Genomic DNA, 22,580 nt, shown 5'->3' on the forward strand with positions numbered 1-22,580 from the left:
TCCATCAAGAAAACGCCGATTACATCACCGCTTGCTCTGATAAAACGACGAACTCTCCGTCTTTTACGTCTACAACGACTTTTTGCCCTTTGCCAATCGTTCCTTTTAACAGCTCTTCCGACAAACGATCTTCTACATGTTTTTGTAGCGCGCGGCGCAATGGACGAGCACCGTATTCTGGGTCATATCCTTCGGAAACAATTTTTTCAATGGCCGCATCCGTTAACTCTAAATCGATATCTTGTTCTTTTAAGCGTTTTACAAGCTGTTCTGCCATTAGTTTTACAATTTCTTTTAAATGTTGTTTTTCAAGTGAATGGAAGACAATAATTTCATCAATTCGGTTTAAAAACTCCGGACGAAATGCTTTCTTTAACTCGTCCATGACTTTTCCTTTCATGTCTTTATACTTCTGATCTTCATCTTGGATATTAAAGCCGACGTATTTATTCCGCTTTAACGCATCCGCACCGACGTTCGATGTCATAATGATAATCGTATTGCGGAAATCAACCGTTCTTCCTTTCGAATCAGTTAAACGCCCGTCTTCCAACACTTGCAGCAAAATGTTAAATACGTCCGGATGCGCTTTTTCCATCTCATCTAACAACACGACCGAATACGGTTTGCGGCGCACTTTTTCCGTTAGTTGACCGCCTTCCTCGTATCCGACATAGCCAGGAGGCGAACCGATTAAACGAGATGTCGAGTGCTTCTCCATATATTCCGACATATCGATGCGAATAAGTGCGTCTTCATCACCGAACATCGCTTCTGCAAGCGCTCTTGCTAATTCTGTTTTTCCAACACCAGTTGGACCGAGGAAAATGAACGAGCCAATCGGGCGTTTCGGATCTTTTAATCCAGCGCGCGCACGCCGAACTGCTTTGGCAACTGCTTTTACTGCTTCATCTTGACCAACGACGCGGGAATGTAAAATTTCTTCTAGTTTCAATAATCGTTCTGTTTCTGTTTGTGCAAGTTTTGACACCGGAATTCCTGTCCAGCTTGATACAACCATCGCAATGTCTTCCACTGTTACTTCAGAGTTTTCCTGCCCCTGTTTTTCTTTCCACGCGCGTTTCGTTTCTTCTAATTCTTCACGTAAACGTTGTTCCATATCACGCAAGGAAGCAGCTTTTTCAAATTCTTGGCTTTGTACAGCAGCATCTTTTTCTTTGCGTACTTCCTCAAGTTTTTGCTCAAGCTCCTTTAATTGTGGAGGAGCAGTAAACGAACGAAGGCGAACTTTCGAACAAGCCTCATCGATTAAATCGATTGCTTTATCTGGAAGGAAACGGTCAGTAATATAGCGGTCAGATAATTTTACTGCCTGAATAATTGCTTCATCCGAAATAGATACACGGTGATGCGCTTCATAGCGATCGCGCAATCCTTTTAAAATTTGAATCGATTCTTCTACCGTCGGTTCATCGACGTAAATTGGTTGGAAACGACGTTCTAATGCCGCGTCTTTTTCAATATATTTCCGATACTCATCCAATGTAGTCGCACCAATGCATTGCAACTCCCCACGGGCAAGCGCTGGCTTCAAGATGTTCGATGCGTCAATCGCACCTTCTGCACCACCTGCGCCAATAAGCGTATGGAGCTCATCAATGAAGAGAATGATATTTCCTGCTTGACGAATCTCATCCATCACTTTTTTCAGACGATCTTCAAATTCACCGCGGTATTTTGTACCAGCTACTACCGTTCCCATATCTAACGTCATTACTCGCTTATCGCGGAGTGTTTCTGGAACCTCATTATTTACGATTTGTTGCGCAAGACCTTCAGCAATGGCTGTTTTCCCAACCCCAGGTTCTCCGATTAACACCGGGTTATTTTTTGTACGACGGCTTAACACTTCAATAACGCGCTGAATTTCCTTGCTTCTGCCAATAACAGGGTCTAATCTTCCTTCACGAGCAATCGCCGTTAAATCGCGAGCTAAGCTGTCTAATGTTGGTGTACTTACGTGTGAAGCACCGCCTCCTGAATGACCGGAAACAGACTCATTGCTTCCAAGCAGTTGCAACACTTGTTGGCGCGCTTTATTAAGACTTACTCCCAAATTGTTAAGTACGCGGGCCGCAACTCCTTCACCTTCACGAATAAGACCTAGTAAAATATGTTCTGTTCCTACATAGGAATGGCCAAGCTTTCTCGCTTCATCCATCGATAGTTCAATTACTTTTTTCGCACGCGGCGTATAATGGATCGTATGGGAAACTTCATGGCCGCGACCGATTAACGATTCTACCTCTTTTTGAATTTTTTCCGGCCCAAGCCCTAAAGCCATTAATGCTTTTGCTGCAATTCCTTCCCCCTCGCGAATTAAACCTAATAAAATATGTTCCGTTCCAATGTTATTATGGCCAAGGCGTATTGCTTCCTCTTGAGCTAGCGCCAATACTTTTTGCGCCCGCTCCGTAAATCTTCCAAACATCATTATTCATCACCCTCCATCGCTTTTCTTTCTTCCATTTTTAGACGTTCGCGGATTAGTGCCGCCCGTCGAACATCCCGTTCTTCCGGTCTTAGCACACCGCCTGCATACTGTTGTAAAAATCCAGGTTGAGTTAAAATCATCAGCTCATTTAAAATATTGCGCGAAATATTTTTAATATATCCTAAGTCAATTCCTAAACGTACATCAGACAAACATTGCGCTGCTTCTTTCGAGTCAATAACACGGCTATTTGCTAATATCCCATAAGAACGGAATACTCTGTCTTCTAATTGTATGTTTAAAGTTTTGACTAATGTCTCCCTCGCCATTCTTTCCTGGGCAATTAATTGTTGAACAACGCTTTTCAAATCTTCCACAATATCCTCTTCCGACTTTCCTAATGTAATTTGATTTGAAATTTGGAAAATGTTACCTAACGCCTCACTGCCTTCTCCATATGTTCCGCGTACTACTAATCCTAGTTGGTTGATTGCTGGAATAATGCGGTTTATTTGCTGTGTTAAAACGAGAGCCGGGAGATGCATCATAACAGAAGCGCGCATCCCTGTTCCAACGTTTGTCGGACAGCTTGTTAAATATCCGAGTTTTTCATCAAACGCATAATTGACATGTTCCTCAATCCAATCATCAAGCTCATTAGCCACTTTTAACGCTTCTGTTAATTGAAGACCAGGAAATAAACATTGAATACGAATGTGATCCTCTTCATTAATCATAATGCTTATTTCTTCATTTTCTGAAAGCAAGCACGCCCCAAAAGGAGAATCTTCTGCCAAATGCGGGCTAATTAAATGCTTTTCTACCAATACCCTTTTTTCAATCGGTTGAAGCTCTGACATTTTTAACAATTCAAAACGACCGACAGACGGGTAAAAACGATGAGCAAATGTTTGCTCAAACAATGAAACAATTTGCTGTGCTTCCTCATTGTTAAATACTGTTGGAAACTGAAAATCAACAATGTTTCTTGCTAAACGGATACGGCTGCTTAACACGATATCAGAATCAGGCCCCTCTTGACTCATCCAAGAACTGACCGCCGTATTAAAAAACTTCTCAAACGACATATAACTACATCTCCCCCCCTCGACGTTGATGCAACTGATATTCAAGAGAGCGAATTTGATCACGAACCTCTGCCGCCTTTTCAAATTCTTCTCTCGCCACAAGTTCTTGCAGTTTTTGTTTTAACATAGCAATTTGCTTGCGCAGATGGAGTGTTCCACCTTTTCGTTTCGGTATTTTTCCAGCATGGGTTGTATTTCCGCTATGGAGTCTTTTTAATATTGGTGGTAAATATCTAGCAAATGTGCGGTAACAGTTTGAACAGCCGAAACGACCTGTTTTTGTAAACTGATGATAAGTCATTGCACACTTCTCACATTGTAAAATATCGGTGCTTTGGAACGGGCTTGACGTCATTTCTTTCATTGGAGATGAAAAATTAAGCAGGCCAGCTAATAAATTATTAAAGGAAAAGTCATCATTTCCGTAAAACATAAACATATCACTATTCTCTTGAGCGCATTGTTCGCAAAGATGAAATTCGGTTTTTTCGCCGTTTATAATTTTCGTAAAATGCACTGTTGCCGGTCTTTGATTGCATTCCTGACATATCAACTTTATCCCCTCCCTAGTTATATTTTAGCGATATCAACATCGCTCTTAGCATGCGTGCTCTCAATTCATCACGCTGGGGCAAATCGATGTATAATACAGAACGGTCCATTACGCTTAGCATAATCTTTGCTTCTCGTTCGGTAATTACTTTTTCCTCGACAAGACGATCAATAATATCTTCCGCATTTGATTGACTAATCCGATGCTGGATTAATTCTAACAGTTGATCAATTAACTGTGCTTTACTTTTTGTTTTCACTTTCATAATGCGGATGTAACCACCGCCACCGCGCTTACTCTCAACAATATATCCTCGCTCTAGCGTAAATCTTGTATTAATAACATAATTAATTTGTGAGGGAACACATTGAAATTTATCAGCAATTTCACTTCTTTTGATTTCCACAATGTCTTTACCGCTCATATTTAATACCTGTTTTAAATATTGCTCAATAATATCAGAAATGTTTGGCACTCTACCTCCTCCTTACAAACCAAGTTGACTTTGACTATATTTGACCTTACTTCTACTATATAGTTTATTATAAAAAAATGCAAGGGTCACTCACAAAAATGGCTAGTCATATGATTTCCTTTTTTTTTCGAAAATGAAACATGATTTTAGGTAATAAAAGGAAAGGGTAAGCAAATATAGAAAAAAAGAAGCATGCCTTTCATTAAGGCATGCTTCTTTTTACATTGCCTAGCAACGACCTACTCTTGCAGGGGCGCTGGCCCCAACTACCATCGGCGCTGGAGAGCTTAACTTCCGTGTTCGGGATGGGAACGGGTGTTTCCTCTCCGCTATTGTCACTAGGCAATTATCTCAATTGGACATTTATTATTATATTCCAATCATCACGTTTGTCAAGAGGGATTTCGTTCCCTCAAAACTAGATAACCGTCTGTTTGGAAGAAGCCGTTTTGCATAGGCGGCTTCCGCTTTTCCGTTGTCTAGCTCCGGTGCCTAGCTCTCTTGCGCCAAATAACCTTCTCCCTTGAGGTGCAAGCACCTCTACGGGCGAAGAACATTTTCCTTTTGGCGCTAAGCGCTCGCCTCCACTTTTCGCTTTGGTTAAGTCCTCGATCGATTAGTATCCGTCAGCTCCACGTGTCGCCACGCTTCCACCTCGGACCTATCGACCTCGTCATCTTCGAGGGATCTTACTCGCTTGACGCGATGGGAAATCTCATCTTGAGGGGGGCTTCACGCTTAGATGCTTTCAGCGCTTATCCCTTCCGCACATAGCTACCCAGCGGTGCCCCTGGCGGGACAACTGGTACACCAGCGGTGCGTCCATCCCGGTCCTCTCGTACTAAGGACAGCTCCTCTCAAATTTCCTGCGCCCGCGACGGATAGGGACCGAACTGTCTCACGACGTTCTGAACCCAGCTCGCGTACCGCTTTAATGGGCGAACAGCCCAACCCTTGGGACCGACTACAGCCCCAGGATGCGATGAGCCGACATCGAGGTGCCAAACCTCCCCGTCGATGTGGACTCTTGGGGGAGATCAGCCTGTTATCCCCGGGGTAGCTTTTATCCGTTGAGCGATGGCCCTTCCATACGGAACCACCGGATCACTAAGCCCGACTTTCGTCCCTGCTCGACCTGTCCGTCTCGCAGTCAAGCTCCCTTGTGCCTTTGCACTCTACGAATGATTTCCAACCATTCTGAGGGAACCTTTGGGCGCCTCCGTTACCTTTTGGGAGGCGACCGCCCCAGTCAAACTGCCCACCTGACACTGTCTCCCACCCCGATCAGGGGTGCGGGTTAGAATTTCAATACCGCCAGGGTGGTATCCCACCGGCGCCTCCACCGAAGCTGGCGCTCCGGCTTCTCAGGCTCCCACCTATCCTGTACAAGCGATACCAAAATTCCATATCAGGCTGCAGTAAAGCTCCACGGGGTCTTTCCGTCCTGTCGCGGGTAACCTGCATCTTCACAGGTAGTATGATTTCACCGGGTCTCTCGTTGAGACAGCGCCCAAGTCGTTACACCTTTCGTGCGGGTCGGAACTTACCCGACAAGGAATTTCGCTACCTTAGGACCGTTATAGTTACGGCCGCCGTTTACTGGGGCTTCGGTTCGCACCTTCAGCCTTGCGGCTTAAGCGCTCCCCTTAACCTTCCAGCACCGGGCAGGTGTCAGCCCCTATACTTCGCCTTTCGGCTTCGCAGAGACCTGTGTTTTTGATAAACAGTCGCTTGGGCCTTTTCACTGCGGCTCTCTCGGGCTCATCACCCAAGAGAGCACCCCTTCTCCCGAAGTTACGGGGTCATTTTGCCGAGTTCCTTAACGAGAGTTCTCCCGCGCACCTTAGGATTCTCTCCTCGCCTACCTGTGTCGGTTTGCGGTACGGGCACCTCTCACCTCGCTAGAGGCTTTTCTTGGCAGTGTAGGATCGGGGACTTCGGGACCGATGGTCCCTTCGCCATCACGGCTCAGCCTTTGCGCCAGACGGATTTGCCTATCTGGCAGCCTAACCGCTTGGACAGGCTATTCCAGCAGCCTGCTCGCCCTACCTTCCTGCGTCCCCCCATTGCTCAAACGGTGAGGAGGTGGTACAGGAATCTCAACCTGTTGCCCATCACCTACGCCTTTCGGCCTCGGCTTAGGTCCCGACTAACCCTGAGCGGACGAACCTTCCTCAGGAAACCTTAGGCTTTCGGTGCAGAGGATTCTCACCTCTGTTTTCGCTACTCACACCGGCATTCTCACTTCTAAGCGCTCCACGAGTCCTTCCGGTCTCGCTTCGGCGCGCTTAGAACGCTCCCCTACCGATGACGGGCGGTCATCCCACAGCTTCGGTGGCACGTTTAGCCCCGGTACATTTTCGGCGCAGAGTCACTCGACCAGTGAGCTATTACGCACTCTTTAAATGATGGCTGCTTCTAAGCCAACATCCTGGTTGTCTGGGCAACTCCACATCCTTTTCCACTTAACGTGCACTTTGGGACCTTAGCTGGTGGTCTGGGCTGTTTCCCTCTCGACCACGGATCTTATCACTCGTAGTCTGACTCCCAAGGATAAGTCGTTGGCATTCGGAGTTTGACTGAGTTCGGTAACCCGATGAGGGCCCCTAGCTCAATCAGTGCTCTACCTCCAAGACTCTTCCCTTGAGGCTAGCCCTAAAGCTATTTCGGGGAGAACCAGCTATCTCCAGGTTCGATTGGCATTTCACCCCTACCCACACCTCATCCCCGCACTTTTCAACGTGCGTGGGTTCGGGCCTCCAGTAGGTGTTACCCTACCTTCACCCTGGACATGGGTAGATCACCTGGTTTCGGGTCTACGACGACGTACTTAACGCCCTATTCAGACTCGCTTTCGCTGCGGCTCCGTCTCTTCGACTTAACCTCGCACGTCATCGTAACTCGCCGGTTCATTCTACAAAAGGCACGCCATCACCCATAAACGGGCTCTGACTACTTGTAGGCACACGGTTTCAGGTTCTCTTTCACTCCCCTTCCGGGGTGCTTTTCACCTTTCCCTCACGGTACTGGTTCACTATCGGTCACTAGGGAGTATTTAGCCTTGGGAGATGGTCCTCCCTGCTTCCGACGGGATTCCCCGTGTCCCGCCGTACTCAGGATCCACTCGGGAGGGAACGAAGTTTCGACTACAGGGCTGTCACCTTCTCTGGCGGGCCTTTCCAGACCGCTTCGTCTACCCCGTTCCTTTGTAACTCCCATGTGAGTGGTCCTACAACCCCAAGAGGCAAGCCTCTTGGTTTGGGCTGTTCCCGTTTCGCTCGCCGCTACTCAGGGAATCGCGGTTGCTTTCTTCTCCTCCGGGTACTTAGATGTTTCAGTTCCCCGGGTGTGCCCTCCATACCCTATGGATTCAGGTATGGATACTGCCCCATTACGGGCAGTGGGTTTCCCCATTCGGACATCTCCGGATCAACGCTTGCTTACAGCTCCCCGAAGCGTTTCGGCGTTTGCTCCGTCCTTCATCGGCTCCTAGTGCCAAGGCATCCACCGTGCGCCCTTTCTAACTTAACCATGCGAAAACAGCTTCACGCTTGCCGCCTTCGCTTCTCGGCTTCTTCCACTGTCTAGCTTCGGCGCCTAGCTCTCTTGTGCCAAATAACCTTCCCCCTCGAAGTGCAAGCACTTCTGCAGGTGAAGAACATTTGGCTTCGAGAGCTAATCGCGGCGCCTCCGCTTTTCTTTTCGGTTATCTAGTTTTCAAGGAACGAAGCTACTACTTTGAGTTCGCTTCTCTGCAGCTTTGTGCCGAGGAACCTAACTCCCTCGAACCTGCTTGTAGACGCAGGCACAAGACTGCTTCTGACACAAAGCCTCTGTTTTGAAAGAACATTAAACATGTTCCCTCAAAACTGAACAAGGCTACTGCCTTGAATCTGCTTCTCTGCTGCCTTGCGTTGAGGAATCCAACTTCCCCGAATCTGCTAGAAGACGCAGACGCAAAGCAATTGAAGGAGTGAAATGCTCCCTCAAAACTGAACAAGGCTACTGCCTTGCATCTGCTTCTCTGCTGCCTTGTGTCGAGGAATCCTGCTTCCTCGAATTCACTAGCAGACGCAGACACAAAACGTTTGAAGGAATGGGTAATGTTCCTTCAAAACTGAACAAAACTCCGCGCCCACTATATTCACGTTTATCATCCTTAGAAAGGAGGTGATCCAGCCGCACCTTCCGGTACGGCTACCTTGTTACGACTTCACCCCAATCACTTGCCCCACCTTCGGCGGCTGGCTCCCTTACGGGTTACCTCACCGACTTCGGGTGTTGCAAGCTCTCGTGGTGTGACGGGCGGTGTGTACAAGGCCCGGGAACGTATTCACCGCGGCATGCTGATCCGCGATTACTAGCGATTCCGGCTTCATGCAGGCGAGTTGCAGCCTGCAATCCGAACTGAGAGCGGCTTTTTGGGATTCGCTCCCCCTCGCGGGTTCGCAGCCCTTTGTACCGCCCATTGTAGCACGTGTGTAGCCCAGGTCATAAGGGGCATGATGATTTGACGTCATCCCCACCTTCCTCCGACTTTTAGCCGGCAGTCCCCCTAGAGTGCCCAACTGAATGCTGGCAACTAGGGGCGAGGGTTGCGCTCGTTGCGGGACTTAACCCAACATCTCACGACACGAGCTGACGACAACCATGCACCACCTGTCACCCTGTCCTCCCGAAAGGGAGGAACGCCCTGTCTCCAGGGTTGTCAGGGGATGTCAAGACCTGGTAAGGTTCTTCGCGTTGCTTCGAATTAAACCACATGCTCCACCGCTTGTGCGGGCCCCCGTCAATTCCTTTGAGTTTCAGCCTTGCGGCCGTACTCCCCAGGCGGAGTGCTTAACGCGTTAGCTACAGCACTAAAGGGAAAACCCCTCTAACACTTAGCACTCATCGTTTACGGCGTGGACTACCAGGGTATCTAATCCTGTTTGCTCCCCACGCTTTCGCGCCTCAGCGTCAGTTACAGACCAGAGAGCCGCCTTCGCCACTGGTGTTCCTCCACATCTCTACGCATTTCACCGCTACACGTGGAATTCCGCTCTCCTCTTCTGCACTCAAGTCCCCCAGTTTCCAATGACCCTCCACGGTTGAGCCGTGGGCTTTCACATCAGACTTAAGGGACCGCCTGCGCGCGCTTTACGCCCAATAATTCCGGACAACGCTCGCCCCCTACGTATTACCGCGGCTGCTGGCACGTAGTTAGCCGGGGCTTTCTCGTTAGGTACCGTCACCGTACCGCCCTATTCGAACGGTACTTCTTCTTCCCTAACAACAGAGCTTTACGATCCGAAGACCTTCTTCGCTCACGCGGCGTCGCTCCGTCAGACTTTCGTCCATTGCGGAAGATTCCCTACTGCTGCCTCCCGTAGGAGTCTGGGCCGTGTCTCAGTCCCAGTGTGGCCGGTCACCCTCTCAGGCCGGCTACGCATCGTCGCCTTGGTGAGCCGTTACCTCACCAACTAGCTAATGCGCCGCGGGCCCATCCGTAAGTGGTAGCAAAAGCCACCTTTCAACCAAAGACCATGCGGTCTTTGGTGTTATCCGGTATTAGCCCCGGTTTCCCGGAGTTATCCCGGTCTTACGGGCAGGTTACCCACGTGTTACTCACCCGTCCGCCGCTAACCGAACAGAAGCAAGCTTCCGTTCGGTCCGCTCGACTTGCATGTATTAGGCACGCCGCCAGCGTTCGTCCTGAGCCAGGATCAAACTCTCCAAAAAGAAAGTTGATTGGCTTATTTAATTCGCCACTGACACCGAAGGTGTCAAGTCGCCTTCGCTTTTCTTATTGTCCAGCTTCAGCGCCTAGCTCTCTTGTGCCAAATAACCTTCCCCCTCGAAGTGCAAGCACTTCAGCGGGTGAAGAACATTTGGCTTCGAGAGCTGATCGCGGCGCTTCAGCATTTCTTATTGTCCAGCTTCGGCTCCTAGCCCCTCGGGCCGCTTCGGTCTCGCTGTGGCGGCAACAGCCTCCTCGCGAGCCCTCCAGCGCCTGCCGGGGCTAATCAGTCGCCTTCGCTTTTCGTTGTGGACGCTTCGTTTTGTTCAGTTTTCAAAGAACATTAAATTTTTAAATAAGTGGAGCCTATCGGGATCGAACCGATGACCTCCTGCGTGCAAAGCAGGCGCTCTCCCAGCTGAGCTAAGGCCCCATATTTTCTAAATCGGGAAGACAGGATTCGAACCTGCGACCCCATGGTCCCAAACCATGTGCTCTACCAAGCTGAGCTACTTCCCGTAATGGCGCGCTCGAGAGGATTCGAACCCCTAACCTTCTGATCCGTAGTCAGATGCTCTATCCAATTGAGCTACGAGCGCATATGCCGAGGGCCGGACTCGAACCGGCACGGTAGTTACCTACCCCAGGATTTTAAGTCCTGTGCGTCTGCCAATTCCGCCACCCCGGCGATTAATGGAGCGGAAGACGGGACTCGAACCCGCGACCCCCACCTTGGCAAGGTGGTGTTCTACCACTGAACTACTTCCGCATCTTCAATATAGAGTTATAGAGTGCGGGTGAAGGGACTTGAACCCCCACGCCCGTAAAGGGCACTAGACCCTGAATCTAGCGCGTCTGCCAATTCCGCCACACCCGCGATCAAAGAGTGAGCCATGGAGGATTCGAACCTCCGACCCTCTGATTAAAAGTCAGATGCTCTACCTACTGAGCTAATGGCTCATGTAATAAATGAAAACACTCCTTGTTTTTTTGTTGTCCCTTCCTCTTCTAGCTAATTCAATGATGCTGAATGCGTCGGGACAACTCGGAGCATATTCATGGAAGCTTAGGCTCGTTGCTCCCCTACTGAGCTAACGGCTCATCATTTAAGAAAAACCATTTATTCTGTTGTAATAAGTAATGGTGGAGGATGACGGGTTCGAACCGCCGACCCCTTGCTTGTAAGGCAAGTGCTCTCCCAGCTGAGCTAATCCTCCGTATAAACTGCCTAGCGACGACCTACTCTTGCAGGGGCGCTGGCCCCAACTACCATCGGCGCTGGAGAGCTTAACTTCCGTGTTCGGGATGGGAACGGGTGTTTCCTCTCCGCTATTGTCACTAGGCAATTATCTCAATTGGAAATTTATTATTATATTCCAATCATCACGTTTGTCAAGAGGGATTTCGTTCCCTCAAAACTAGATAACCGTCCGTTTGGAAGAAGCCGTCTTGCATAGGCGGCCTATGCTTTTCCGTTGTCTAGCTCCTAGCGCCAAATAACCTTCTCCCTTGAGGTGCAAGCACCTCTACGGGCGAAGAACATTTTCCTTTTGGCGCTAAGCGCGGCACCTCCACTTTTCGCTTGGTTAAGTCCTCGATCGATTAGTATCCGTCAGCTCCACGTGTCGCCACGCTTCCACCTCGGACCTATCGACCTCGTCATCTTCGAGGGATCTTACTCGCTTGACGCGATGGGAAATCTCATCTTGAGGGGGGCTTCACGCTTAGATGCTTTCAGCGCTTATCCCTTCCGCACATAGCTACCCAGCGGTGCCCCTGGCGGGACAACTGGTACACCAGCGGTGCGTCCATCCCGGTCCTCTCGTACTAAGGACAGCTCCTCTCAAATTTCCTGCGCCCGCGACGGATAGGGACCGAACTGTCTCACGACGTTCTGAACCCAGCTCGCGTACCGCTTTAATGGGCGAACAGCCCAACCCTTGGGACCGACTACAGCCCCAGGATGCGATGAGCCGACATCGAGGTGCCAAACCTCCCCGTCGATGTGGACTCTTGGGGGAGATCAGCCTGTTATCCCCGGGGTAGCTTTTATCCGTTGAGCGATGGCCCTTCCATACGGAACCACCGGATCACTAAGCCCGACTTTCGTCCCTGCTCGACCTGTCCGTCTCGCAGTCAAGCTCCCTTGTGCCTTTGCACTCTACGAATGATTTCCAACCATTCTGAGGGAACCTTTGGGCGCCTCCGTTACCTTTTGGGAGGCGACCGCCCCAGTCAAACTGCCCACCTGACACTGTCTCCCACCCCGGTAAGGGGTGCGGGTTAGAATTTCAATACCGCCAGGGTGGTATCCCACCGGCGCCTCCACCGAAGCTGGCGCTCCGGCTTCTCAGGCTCCCACCTATCCTGTACAAGCGATACCAAAATTCCATATCAGGCTGCAGTAAAGCTCCACGGGGTCTTTCCGTCCTGTCGCGGGTAACCTGCATCTTCACAGGTAGTATGATTTCACCGGGTCTCTCGTTGAGACAGTGCCCAAGTCGTTACACCTTTCGTGCGGGTCGGAACTTACCCGACAAGGAATTTCGCTACCTTAGGACCGTTATAGTTACGGCCGCCGTTTACTGGGGCTTCGGTTCGCACCTTCAGCCTTGCGGCTTAAGCGCTCCCCTTAACCTTCCAGCACCGGGCAGGTGTCAGCCCCTATACTTCGCCTTTCGGCTTCGCAGAGACCTGTGTTTTTGATAAACAGTCGCTTGGGCCTTTTCACTGCGGCTCTCTCGGGCTCATCACCCAAGAGAGCACCCCTTCTCCCGAAGTTACGGGGTCATTTTGCCGAGTTCCTTAACGAGAGTTCTCCCGCGCACCTTAGGATTCTCTCCTCGCCTACCTGTGTCGGTTTGCGGTACGGGCACCTCTCACCTCGCTAGAGGCTTTTCTTGGCAGTGTAGGATCGGGGACTTCGGGACCGATGGTCCCTTCGCCATCACGGCTCAGCCTTTGCGCCAGACGGATTTGCCTATCTGGCAGCCTAACCGCTTGGACAGGCTATTCCAGCAGCCTGCTCGCCCTACCTTCCTGCGTCCCCCCATTGCTCAAACGGTGAGGAGGTGGTACAGGAATCTCAACCTGTTGCCCATCACCTACGCCTTTCGGCCTCGGCTTAGGTCCCGACTAACCCTGAGCGGACGAACCTTCCTCAGGAAACCTTAGGCTTTCGGTGCAGAGGATTCTCACCTCTGTTTTCGCTACTCACACCGGCATTCTCACTTCTAAGCGCTCCACGAGTCCTTCCGGTCCCGCTTCGGCGCGCTTAGAACGCTCCCCTACCGATGACGGGCGGTCATCCCACAGCTTCGGTGGCACGTTTAGCCCCGGTACATTTTCGGCGCAGAGTCACTCGACCAGTGAGCTATTACGCACTCTTTAAATGATGGCTGCTTCTAAGCCAACATCCTGGTTGTCTGGGCAACTCCACATCCTTTTCCACTTAACGTGCACTTTGGGACCTTAGCTGGTGGTCTGGGCTGTTTCCCTCTCGACCACGGATCTTATCACTCGTAGTCTGACTCCCAAGGATAAGTCGTTGGCATTCGGAGTTTGACTGAGTTCGGTAACCCGATGAGGGCCCCTAGCTCAATCAGTGCTCTACCTCCAAGACTCTTCCCTTGAGGCTAGCCCTAAAGCTATTTCGGGGAGAACCAGCTATCTCCAGGTTCGATTGGCATTTCACCCCTACCCACACCTCATCCCCGCACTTTTCAACGTGCGTGGGTTCGGGCCTCCAGTAGGTGTTACCCTACCTTCACCCTGGACATGGGTAGATCACCTGGTTTCGGGTCTACGACGACGTACTAAACGCCCTATTCAGACTCGCTTTCGCTGCGGCTCCGTCTCTTCGACTTAACCTCGCACGTCATCGTAACTCGCCGGTTCATTCTACAAAAGGCACGCCATCACCCATGAACGGGCTCTGACTACTTGTAGGCACACGGTTTCAGGTTCTCTTTCACTCCCCTTCCGGGGTGCTTTTCACCTTTCCCTCACGGTACTGGTTCACTATCGGTCACTAGGGAGTATTTAGCCTTGGGAGATGGTCCTCCCTGCTTCCGACGGGATTCCCCGTGTCCCGCCGTACTCAGGATCCACTCGGGAGGGAACGAAGTTTCGACTACAGGGCTGTCACCTTCTCTGGCGGGCCTTTCCAGACCGCTTCGTCTACCCCGTTCCTTTGTAACTCCCATCATGAGTGGTCCTACAACCCCAAGAGGCAAGCCTCTTGGTTTGGGCTGTTCCCGTTTCGCTCGCCGCTACTCAGGGAATCGCGGTTGCTTTCTTCTCCTCCGGGTACTTAGATGTTTCAGTTCCCCGGGTGTGCCCTCCATACCCTATGGATTCAGGTATGGATACTGCCCCATTACGGGCAGTAGGTTTCCCCATTCGGACATCTCCGGATCAACGCTTGCTTACAGCTCCCCGAAGCGTTTCGGCGTTTGCCCCGTCCTTCATCGGCTCCTAGTGCCAAGGCATCCACCGTGCGCCCTTTCTAACTTAACCATGCGAAAACAGCTTCACGCTTGCCGCCTTCGCTTCTCGGCTTCTTCCACTGTCTAGCTTCGGCGCCTAGCCCCTCACGGTCGCTTCGGTCCTGCCGTGGCGGCAATAGCCTCCTCGCAGACCCTCCAGAGCCTATCGGGGCTAATCGCGGCGCCTCCGCTTTTCTTTTCGGTTATCTAGTTTTCAAGGAACCAACTCATTTCCTGCATCTGCTCATAGACGCAGGCGCAAGGCAACTACTTGAGTATGCTTCCTTGCAGCCTTGTGTCGAGGAATCCTGCTTCCTCGAATTCACTAGCAGACGCAGACACAAAACGACTGAAGGAGTGAAATACTCCCTCAAAACTGAACAAGGCTACTGCCTTGAATCAACTTCTCTGCTGCCTTGCGCCGAGGAATCCAGCTTCCTTGAATCCGCTGGTAGACGCAGGCGCAAAACGGATTGATTGAAGAGAACATAAACATGTTCCCTCAAAACTGAACAAGGCTACTGCCTTGAATCTGCTTCTCTGCTGCCTTGCGTCGAGGAATCCAACTTCCCCGAATCTGCTAGAAGACGCAGACGCAAAGCAATTGAAGGAGTGAAATGCTCCCTCAAAACTGAACAAGGCTACTGCCTTGAATCAACTTCTCTGCTGCCTTGCGCCGAGGAATCTAGCTTCTCTGAATCCACTCGTAGACGCAGACGCAAAACGGATTGATTGAAGAGAACATAAACATGTTCCCTCAAAACTGAACAAAACGTAAGCGTCCTTCGCTTTTCGTACTGTCTAGCTCCAGCGCCTAGCTCTCTTGTGCCAAATAACCTTCCCCCTCGAAGTGCAAGCACTTCAACGGGTGAAGAACATTTGGCTTCGAGAGCTGATCGCGGCGCTTCCGCTTTTCGTATCATCCTTAGAAAGGAGGTGATCCAGCCGCACCTTCCGGTACGGCTACCTTGTTACGACTTCACCCCAATCACTTGCCCCACCTTCGGCGGCTGGCTCCCTTACGGGTTACCTCACCGACTTCGGGTGTTGCAAGCTCTCGTGGTGTGACGGGCGGTGTGTACAAGGCCCGGGAACGTATTCACCGCGGCATGCTGATCCGCGATTACTAGCGATTCCGGCTTCATGCAGGCGAGTTGCAGCCTGCAATCCGAACTGAGAGCGGCTTTTTGGGATTCGCTCCCCCTCGCGGGTTCGCAGCCCTTTGTACCGCCCATTGTAGCACGTGTGTAGCCCAGGTCATAAGGGGCATGATGATTTGACGTCATCCCCACCTTCCTCCGACTTTTAGCCGGCAGTCCCCCTAGAGTGCCCAACTGAATGCTGGCAACTAGGGGCGAGGGTTGCGCTCGTTGCGGGACTTAACCCAACATCTCACGACACGAGCTGACGACAACCATGCACCACCTGTCACCCTGTCCCCCCGAAGGGGGAACGCCCTGTCTCCAGGGTTGTCAGGGGATGTCAAGACCTGGTAAGGTTCTTCGCGTTGCTTCGAATTAAACCACATGCTCCACCGCTTGTGCGGGCCCCCGTCAATTCCTTTGAGTTTCAGCCTTGCGGCCGTACTCCCCAGGCGGAGTGCTTAACGCGTTAGCTACAGCACTAAAGGGAAAACCCCTCTAACACTTAGCACTCATCGTTTACGGCGTGGACTACCAGGGTATCTAATCCTGTTTGCTCCCCACGCTTTCGCGCCTCAGCGTCAGTTACAGACCAGAGAGCCGCCTTCGCCACTGGTGTTCCTCCACATCTCTACGCATTTCACCGCTACACGTGGAATTCCGCTCTCCTCTTCTGCACTCAAGTCCCCCAGTTTCCAATGACCCTCCACGGTTGAGCCGTGGGCTTTCACATCAGACTTAAGGGACCGCCTGCGCGCGCTTTACGCCCAATAATTCCGGACAACGCTCGCCCCCTACGTATTACCGCGGCTGCTGGCACGTAGTTAGCCGGGGCTTTCTCGTTAGGTACCGTCACCGTACCGCCCTATTCGAACGGTACTTCTTCTTCCCTAACAACAGAGCTTTACGATCCGAAGACCTTCTTCGCTCACGCGGCGTCGCTCCGTCAGACTTTCGTCCATTGCGGAAGATTCCCTACTGCTGCCTCCCGTAGGAGTCTGGGCCGTGTCTCAGTCCCAGTGTGGCCGGTCACCCTCTCAGGCCGGCTACGCATCGTCGCCTTGGTGAGCCGTTACCTCACCAACTAGCTAATGCGCCGCGGGCCCATCCGTAAGTGGTAGCAAAAGCCACCTTTCAACCAAAGACCATGCGGTCTTCGGTGTTATCCGGTATTAGCCCCGGTTTCCCGGAGTTATCCCGGTCTTACGGGCAGGTTACCCACGTGTTACTCACCCGTCCGCCGCTAACCGAACAGAAGCAAGCTTCCGTTCGGCCCGCTCGACTTGCATGTATTAGGCACGCCGCCAGCGTTCGTCCTGAGCCAGGATCAAACTCTCCAAAAAGAAAGTTGATTGGCTTATTTAATTCGTCACTGACACCGAAGGTGTCAAGCGCTTCAGCTTTTCACATTGTCCAGCTTCAGCGCCTAGCTCTCTCGTGCCAAATAACCTTCCCCCTCGAAGTGCAAGCACTTCAGCGGGTGAAGAACATTTGGCTTCGAGAGCTGATCGCGGCGCTTCAGCATTTCTTATTGTCCAGCTTCGGCTCGCAGCGCCTTGTGGAAAATAACCTTCCTCCGTCGACATGCAAGCATGTCTCATCGGAAGAACATTTTCCCTTCGGCGCTAGGCGCTCGCCTTCGCTTTTCTATGTGGACGCTTCGTTTTGTTCAGTTTTCAAGGAACATTTCTTTTTTAAAGCGACCTTATCAATATACCACTTTAAAATCCCATTGTCAATGACTTTTTGTTCTATTTTTTGTTTTTTAAAAGCGACGTCTTTTAATATATCAATTACGTATATAAAAGTCAACTACTTTTTTAAAAATCTTATGTCCCCTATGATTCTTTTGATCATAGGGGACATGATATCTTATTTATTACGCATTTGCGGGAATAACAATACGTCACGAATAGACGGTGAATTTGTTAATAGCATAACAAGTCGATCAACGCCAATACCTAAACCGCCTGTTGGTGGCATTCCATATTCAAGCGCTTCAATGAAGTCCTCGTCCATCTCGTGCGCTTCGTCATTTCCTTGCTCTCGCTCTTTCAGCTGTGCCTCAAAGCGCTCACGTTGGTCAATCGGATCATTTAACTCAGTAAATGCATTCGCGTGTTCACGACCAACGATAAACAATTCAAAGCGATCTGTGAAGCGCGGATCGTCTGGATTTTTCTTCGCTAACGGCGAGATTTCTACCGGGTGTCCGTAAATAAACGTCGGTTGAATGAGCTTGTCCTCTACTTTTTGCTCAAAAAACTCATTAACAATATGACCAAACGTCATGTGCGGCGCTATTTCAACACCATGCTCTTTTGCCAATTCTCTAGCCTCTTCATCGCTCATTTGTTTCCAAAAATCGACACCTACGTATTCCTTAATCGCATCTACCATATGAAGTCGTTTCCACTCAGGAGTTAAATCAACCGTATGCTCTCCATATTGGATTTTTGTCGTTCCTAATACCTCTTGCGCGATATGAGCAATTAAATTTTCTGTCAATTTCATAATATCGCGGAAATCTGCATATGCTTCATATAGCTCAAGCATCGTAAATTCCGGATTATGTCGAGTAGAAATCCCTTCATTACGGAACACGCGCCCAATTTCATATACCTTTTCTAATCCGCCGACAATTAAACGTTTCAAATGAAGCTCGATCGCAATCCGCATATATAATGGCATATCCAACGCATTATGGTGAGTGATAAATGGACGAGCTGCTGCTCCTCCGGCAATGGAATGCATCATCGGTGTTTCTACTTCTAAATAGCCGTGGCTGTCCAAGTAGCGGCGCATCGCTTGAATAATTCGGCTGCGAGTGATAAACGTATTTTTGCTCTCCGGATTCATAATTAAATCTAAGTACCGTTGACGATAGCGTTGTTCAACATCTTTTAGTCCATGGTATTTCTCTGGAAGTGGACGCAATGCTTTCGTTAAAAACTCATAAGAAGATACTTTAATGGACAGCTCTCCTACTTTTGTTTTAAATACTGTTCCATAAACACCGATAATATCTCCTAAGTCAGAAGTTTTGAAAAGCTCGTATTGCTCCTCACCAACTGTATCTTCACGAACGTAAATTTGAATTTGCCCCGTAACATCTTGAATATGGGCAAATCCAGCTTTCCCTTTGCCGCGTTTTGTCATAATACGTCCAGCGACGGAAACTTTTATTTGTTTCTCTTCCAGCTCTTCTTTTGATAAACCTCCATATAAATCAAATAACTCTTTTGCTTTATGTGTGCGCTCAAACCGTTTTCCAAACGGATCAATTCCCATTTCTCTCAATTTATTTAATTTTTCCCTACGGACTAGTAATTGATCGTTTAATTCTTCATGACTCATATGGCCTTCACTCCATTTAAAAAAGTTTTTATGAAAAATACTGCCAGCAACGGCTGGCAGTGAATAACCGCAATCTTTTATTGATCCATTTACACAGCCTGTGCATTCGCCTGTTCTTTGCTTTCTACTTCTTCGGCAAAGTTAAGTAAAAGGGTGGCAAGCTGTTCACGAGTGTCACATTCATTAATGGCATTGCGAATTTTTGCGTTACCGCGCACCCCTTTTAAATACCATGCCGCATGTTTCCGCATTTCTTTTACTGCAATATGCTCGCCTTTTAATGCAATGAGGCGATCTAAATGTAAAAGACATACTTCTATTTTTTCTCTTACCGTTGGTTCCGGGATTAATTCCCCTGTTTCTAAATAACGGACTGTGCGGTAAATCATCCATGGGTTTCCAAGTGCAGCGCGTCCGATCATCACGCCGTCCACGCCTGTTTCTTCAAGCATCCGCTTTGCATCTTGCGGTGTTTTTACATCCCCATTTCCAATGACAGGAATATTCACTGCTTCTTTTACTTGTTTAATGATATTCCAATCTGCTTTTCCTTCGTACATCTGTACTCTCGTTCTTCCGTGAACCGCTACTGCCTTACCGCCAGCGCGTTCTACAGCTTGCGCGTTTTCTACTGCGTAAATATGATTTTCGTCCCAACCGATTCGCATTTTTACTGTCACAGGTTTTTCCACTGCATCTACAATGGCGGCAACTACATCATAAATCTTATTTGGATCTAAAAGCCATTTCGCACCCGCATCGCATTTCGTGACTTTTGGAACAGGACATCCCATATTAATATCGATGATATCCGCATTCGTATGTTTATCGACAAATTTTGCGGCTTCTACAAGCGTTTCCTTTTCTCCGCCAAAAATTTGCAAACTTAATGGTTTTTCCCGTTCATCAATATATAACATGCCTAGCGTTTTTTCGTTATTGTACACGATCCCTTTATCACTTACCATTTCCGCGCAAACAAGCCCTGCCCCAAACTCTTTTACCGTGAGGCGGAATGCCGAATTGCACACACCGGCCATTGGAGCAAGAACAACACGATTTTTAATTTCTACATCTCCGATTTTAAACATCGGTTTACCCTCCTTTCTTATTCCCTAGACTCTGAACGTGGCGGTGCAAGCTCTTCTACAGATATATTTAACCGTTCGGCAATTTTCTCTATTAATTGTTCCGACGGTAAGCGATTTCCACGCTCAACTTCTCCTAAAATGGACACAGATACCCCCAGATCTTTTGCCAATTTTTCCTGTGTATATCCTTTCAGCTTTCGAAAAGCGCGAATACGTCTTCCCCATTTTTCTGCTTCCATACACGAACTCCTTCTTTGTCAGGTAGTCGATCTATGAGGCACGCTAAACGTTCAGAAATATTTGGAAAATGGATATCGTGATTTAATTCCAATAACGGAATCATAACAAACGCCCGCTCTGTCATACGCGGATGAGGAATGATAAGTTGTTCTGTTTCAATATTTTCATGATTATATAATAAAATGTCAAGGTCTAACGTTCGTGGTCCCCACCGTATTTCCCTTTTTCTCCCAAGTTTTTGTTCGATATTTTGCGTGACGTCTAGCAATGCAAAAGGAGAAAGAGTTGTATAAATTTTTATAACCATATTTAAAAACTTATCTTGATTCACATAACCGACCGGTTCCGTCTCATAAATAGATGAAGCAGCAGTGACGGAAATTTGTTCATGTCTATCCAACATTTTGACAGCTTCCCGCAGGTAATATAGGCGATCACCGATATTAGAGCCAAGAGCAATATACGCATAATTTTCCATCTAACGACCCCTTACAATTTCTACTGCTACAAATTCATAATGACCTTGAATGGGTGGATTTGGTTTTGTCACTTTAATCGTACAACGAGCAACGGTTGGAAAAGAAGATAAAATTTGCTCCGCAATCGCCTCTGCTACTGCTTCGATTAACGCAAATCTCCTTTTCTCGACAACATTTCGGCAAATATCATACACTTCCGCATAATTAATGGTATCATCTAACCGATCGCTTTTTCCAGCCTTTTGTAAATCCGTTTCGAGAATGACATCTACAATAAAGCGCTGTCCAAGCACATTTTCTTCGGGAAGGACGCCGTGATATCCATAAAACTCCATCCGATGAAGATAAATTTTATCGATCGTTCTCCACTCCTTTTCCAAGCATTGCATCCATCATTTTCGACATTCGCGCAATCGGCAATACATCATGAACACGGACGATGTGAGCTCCCTTTACGATTCCGAGGCATACGGTCGCTCCTGTTCCTTCGACTCGTTCATTAACCGGTAAATCAAGAACATGGCCGATGAATCGTTTCCGTGATGTTCCCAATAGCAGCGGGTATCCCAGTTTGGCAAATTCATCTAAACGCCGCATGACTTCTAAGTTATGTTCCAATGTTTTCGCAAATCCAATACCTGGATCTAAAATAATGTTTTCGTCTCTCACCCCTGCGCGTTTTGCGATTGCAACACTTTCCATTAAATCAGAAATCATGTCGGAAATTAAATCACGATATTGAAGATCATGACGGTTGTGCATTAAAATAATCGGAACATCGTAAAAAGCGGCAACTTCTGCCATCTTTGCATCCGCTTTTGCTCCCCATACATCGTTAATAATATGTGCTCCCGCTTCGATCGCTTGCTTTGCAACTTCAGCTTTATACGTATCAATGGAAATAGGAACATCGATTTCTTGAGCGACTGCTTTCACCACAGGAATGACACGCCGTAATTCTTCTTCAAGCGATACCTTTTCTGCACCAGGGCGGGTCGATTCCCCCCCAATATCAATAATATCTGCCCCATCGGCAACAAGACGTTTTGCATGCTCTACGGCACGATCGATATCATAAAACCGTCCGCCGTCAGAAAAAGAGTCTGGCGTTACATTGACAATGCCCATGATCATGGTCTTTTTCCGTAAATCTAACTCGTAATCCCCGCAGCGAAGTACAAAAGAAGCTGCATTTGTTGTACCCATCATTCATTCAATCCTTTCTGCCAACTCATGTCTTGTCCATAAAAATGGTGTGAAGCGCTTGTAATACCTTTGCAAAAATGAAGTAACAATCCCATCAGCACCTGGATAAGTACGACCATTCATTTGATAAATAGGGACGATTTCCTGAATGGAATTGGTCACAAATATTTCATCCGCTTGTGTACGAAACGTTTCAAATACACCAAGACCATACAAAAAACCGTGGTCAAACGGCGAAATACGCGCTTCGTCTTTATGAACGACATCTCCATTGATATATACATACAT

Annotated in this window: 10 protein-coding genes, 8 tRNA genes, 6 rRNA genes and 1 pseudogene; all 25 read right to left on the minus strand. The window is 48.8% G+C overall.

Annotated features, from left to right (window positions below):
• Nucleotides 1-19 precede the first annotated feature (19 nt).
• Nucleotides 20-2,455 carry an ATP-dependent protease ATP-binding subunit ClpC gene (gene clpC, locus FNL97_RS17310; RefSeq protein ID WP_143416243.1) on the minus strand — a complete coding sequence of 812 codons (2,436 nt, stop codon included), beginning with the start codon at nucleotides 2,453-2,455 and terminating at the stop codon, nucleotides 20-22.
• Nucleotides 2,455-3,543, minus strand: a complete 1,089-nt coding sequence (mcsB, locus tag FNL97_RS17315; RefSeq protein ID WP_143416244.1) for a protein-arginine kinase McsB — start codon at nucleotides 3,541-3,543, stop codon at nucleotides 2,455-2,457. The genes clpC and mcsB overlap by 1 nt, the downstream gene beginning before the upstream one ends.
• A 4-nt stretch (nucleotides 3,544-3,547) precedes the next feature.
• Nucleotides 3,548-4,096: a protein-arginine kinase activator protein McsA gene (gene mcsA / locus FNL97_RS17320; RefSeq protein WP_012748855.1), complete on the minus strand. Its 549-nt coding sequence runs from the start codon at nucleotides 4,094-4,096 to the stop codon at nucleotides 3,548-3,550.
• A gap of 13 nt (nucleotides 4,097-4,109) precedes the next feature.
• Nucleotides 4,110-4,571 carry a CtsR family transcriptional regulator gene (locus FNL97_RS17325; RefSeq protein ID WP_143416245.1) on the minus strand — a complete coding sequence of 154 codons (462 nt, stop codon included), beginning with the start codon at nucleotides 4,569-4,571 and terminating at the stop codon, nucleotides 4,110-4,112.
• Between the two features lie 226 nt (nucleotides 4,572-4,797).
• Nucleotides 4,798-4,914, minus strand: a 5S ribosomal RNA gene (gene rrf / locus FNL97_RS17330).
• 253 nt (nucleotides 4,915-5,167) lie between these two features.
• Nucleotides 5,168-8,102: ribosomal RNA gene (locus FNL97_RS17335) — 23S ribosomal RNA — on the minus strand.
• A 632-nt stretch (nucleotides 8,103-8,734) separates the two neighbouring features.
• A 16S ribosomal RNA gene (locus FNL97_RS17340) occupies nucleotides 8,735-10,292 on the minus strand.
• A 358-nt stretch (nucleotides 10,293-10,650) separates the two neighbouring features.
• A tRNA-Ala gene (locus FNL97_RS17345) sits at nucleotides 10,651-10,723 on the minus strand.
• Nucleotides 10,724-10,735: 12 nt separating this feature from the next.
• Nucleotides 10,736-10,809, minus strand: a tRNA-Pro gene (locus tag FNL97_RS17350).
• A gap of 3 nt (nucleotides 10,810-10,812) precedes the next feature.
• Nucleotides 10,813-10,889 (minus strand) — tRNA-Arg (locus FNL97_RS17355).
• A gap of 3 nt (nucleotides 10,890-10,892) precedes the next feature.
• Nucleotides 10,893-10,978, minus strand: a tRNA-Leu gene (locus FNL97_RS17360).
• Nucleotides 10,979-10,984: 6 nt separating this feature from the next.
• Nucleotides 10,985-11,059 (minus strand) — tRNA-Gly (locus tag FNL97_RS17365).
• Between the two features lie 23 nt (nucleotides 11,060-11,082).
• Nucleotides 11,083-11,167, minus strand: a tRNA-Leu gene (locus FNL97_RS17370).
• Nucleotides 11,168-11,177: 10 nt separating this feature from the next.
• Nucleotides 11,178-11,250, minus strand: a tRNA-Lys gene (locus FNL97_RS17375).
• A gap of 181 nt (nucleotides 11,251-11,431) precedes the next feature.
• A tRNA-Val gene (locus tag FNL97_RS17380) sits at nucleotides 11,432-11,507 on the minus strand.
• Nucleotides 11,508-11,516: 9 nt separating this feature from the next.
• Nucleotides 11,517-11,633, minus strand: a 5S ribosomal RNA gene (gene rrf, locus FNL97_RS17385).
• A gap of 239 nt (nucleotides 11,634-11,872) precedes the next feature.
• A 23S ribosomal RNA gene (locus FNL97_RS17390) occupies nucleotides 11,873-14,808 on the minus strand.
• Between the two features lie 898 nt (nucleotides 14,809-15,706).
• Nucleotides 15,707-17,262 (minus strand): 16S ribosomal RNA (locus FNL97_RS17395).
• The 16S, 23S and 5S rRNA genes sit together here with 8 tRNA genes alongside, the layout of an rRNA operon.
• A gap of 529 nt (nucleotides 17,263-17,791) precedes the next feature.
• Nucleotides 17,792-19,276 carry a lysine--tRNA ligase gene (gene lysS, locus FNL97_RS17400; protein WP_143416246.1) on the minus strand — a complete coding sequence of 495 codons (1,485 nt, stop codon included), beginning with the start codon at nucleotides 19,274-19,276 and terminating at the stop codon, nucleotides 17,792-17,794.
• Between the two features lie 89 nt (nucleotides 19,277-19,365).
• Nucleotides 19,366-20,367, minus strand: coding sequence for a tRNA dihydrouridine synthase DusB (dusB, locus tag FNL97_RS17405; protein WP_062677399.1), 1,002 nt, complete (start codon nucleotides 20,365-20,367; stop codon nucleotides 19,366-19,368).
• A 17-nt stretch (nucleotides 20,368-20,384) separates the two neighbouring features.
• Nucleotides 20,385-20,606, minus strand: a complete 222-nt coding sequence (locus FNL97_RS17410; RefSeq protein ID WP_143416247.1) for a helix-turn-helix domain-containing protein — start codon at nucleotides 20,604-20,606, stop codon at nucleotides 20,385-20,387.
• Entirely contained in the window at nucleotides 20,558-21,085 is a 528-nt protein-coding gene (folK, locus tag FNL97_RS17415; protein ID WP_012748850.1) for a 2-amino-4-hydroxy-6-hydroxymethyldihydropteridine diphosphokinase, read from the minus strand. The genes FNL97_RS17410 and folK overlap by 49 nt, the downstream gene beginning before the upstream one ends.
• Nucleotides 21,086-21,466, minus strand: coding sequence for a dihydroneopterin aldolase (gene folB / locus FNL97_RS17420; RefSeq protein ID WP_143416248.1), 381 nt, complete (start codon nucleotides 21,464-21,466; stop codon nucleotides 21,086-21,088).
• Nucleotides 21,438-22,292: a dihydropteroate synthase gene (folP, locus tag FNL97_RS17425; RefSeq protein ID WP_143416362.1), complete on the minus strand. Its 855-nt coding sequence runs from the start codon at nucleotides 22,290-22,292 to the stop codon at nucleotides 21,438-21,440. Before folP ends, folB begins: the two co-directional genes overlap by 29 nt.
• A gap of 183 nt (nucleotides 22,293-22,475) precedes the next feature.
• Nucleotides 22,476-22,580, minus strand: a pseudogene (locus FNL97_RS18950) (4-amino-4-deoxychorismate lyase); the annotation flags it as partial.

This window comes from Geobacillus sp. E263, assembly GCF_007197795.1.
In the GTDB taxonomy this organism is placed as follows: Bacteria; Bacillota; Bacilli; order Bacillales; family Anoxybacillaceae; genus Parageobacillus_B; species Parageobacillus_B toebii.